The sequence below is a fragment of the Vibrio sp. 10N.222.46.A1 genome, assembly GCF_041473595.1.
GTDB classification, from domain to species: domain Bacteria; phylum Pseudomonadota; class Gammaproteobacteria; order Enterobacterales; family Vibrionaceae; genus Vibrio; species Vibrio tasmaniensis_A.
Genome location: NZ_JBFRSN010001350.1, coordinates 1 through 1,210, shown reverse-complemented (window position 1 = coordinate 1,210; position 1,210 = coordinate 1). Strand labels below are relative to the sequence as shown.

At 45.0% G+C, this 1,210-nt stretch carries 3 protein-coding genes; 1 reads left to right on the top strand and 2 read right to left on the bottom strand.

The window, feature by feature from the left end:
* On the bottom strand, nt 1-209 hold a 209-nt coding region (locus AB4496_RS26535; protein WP_372132888.1), incomplete at its 3' end, for a hypothetical protein.
* A 17-nt stretch (nt 210-226) separates the two neighbouring features.
* Between AB4496_RS26535 and AB4496_RS26530 the strand changes: the two genes are divergently transcribed.
* Complete coding sequence (locus AB4496_RS26530; protein ID WP_009847146.1) at nt 227-739, top strand: DUF2062 domain-containing protein; 513 nt, start codon at nt 227-229, stop codon at nt 737-739.
* A 212-nt stretch (nt 740-951) separates the two neighbouring features.
* Here AB4496_RS26530 and AB4496_RS26525 read toward each other — a convergent pair.
* Nucleotides 952-1,210 (bottom strand): FtsX-like permease family protein (locus AB4496_RS26525; protein ID WP_372132885.1); only part of this gene is annotated, 259 nt, incomplete at its 5' end.

The following is a 1,210-nucleotide window of genomic DNA, read 5'->3' as shown; positions in this document are numbered from 1 at the left end:
CTCGTTTGTATTTCAATTACATTCCCTAGGCAGATAACTAGTATCAATGCTGTTGCTAGACCTCTTGCACTCCGGAAAACGCTATACTTTGTTGATGCTAGTAGTAACAACAGCATCAATGGTGCCCAAACCCAATGAGGCATCACAGGCCAGAAGCTGGCAGACACAACTGTCGCAGCAAATGAAATCAAGAACCAAGTGTTAAACAAGAGAGTAGCTTCCTCCTATGCCAAGAAAGTTTATCAAACGATTTATGCCTGACCATGAGCTAATCAAGCGTCAGAAAGCATTGAAAGTTTTTGGCAATGTTTTGTACAACCCCAACTTATGGTGCCTTAATCGTCGCTCTGCGGCAGGCGCATTCGCTGTTGGGTTATTCATGGCGTTTGTCCCTCTACCAAGCCAAATGATTATGTCTGCAGGCCTTGCTGTCGCATGTGGCGTTAACCTACCTTTGGCTGTCGCACTTGTTTGGATCAGTAACCCGGTCACTATGCCCGTTCTCTTCTACTTTGCTTATAAAGTCGGGGCGTTTGTTATGCATGTACCACCTCAAGCCTTCCATTTCGAATTGTCTTGGGACTTCATCTTGGCGCAAATGAATACAATCGGGCCTCCTTTCTTACTGGGTTGCCTGATTTGTGGCGTGGTTTCAGCAATGATTGGCTACTTTGGTATTCGCGGGTTATGGCGTTACTCAGTAGTAAGAAGTTGGAAGAAGCGTCAAGCAAGGTACTGACAACTTTTCCTTGTCGTTCAATCTATCCTTGTATGCGCTTCACTTAAACCGCACACAAGTTAAAGTCAGATGAACCGCAGAACTCTGCAATATTGGGATGTAACCACAGTCGTAAAGAATGCAGATTGAATTCAAAAAAAAGGATCCCATCAGGGATCCTTTTTTGTGTATGCCATTTGTCTATCATGCTACATGAAGTATTACTAAGCGCATTACTTCGAGCTAAGCACCGAGGCAGGGTTTAACTTGGCTGCTCGTGATGCTGGGTACCATGTCGCCAATAGGCTCAATACAATCGCTGTACCGGAAACCACAACAACATCCGTCATATCGAGTTGTGATGGCAAGAAGTCGACAAAATAGATGTCACCGGACAAGAACTGGTGATCAACTAGCCTTTCAAGCCCTTTGATAAGTGTCGTGAGATTAAGCGCCACTAACACGCCTATTACACTGCCCACCAAACTACCT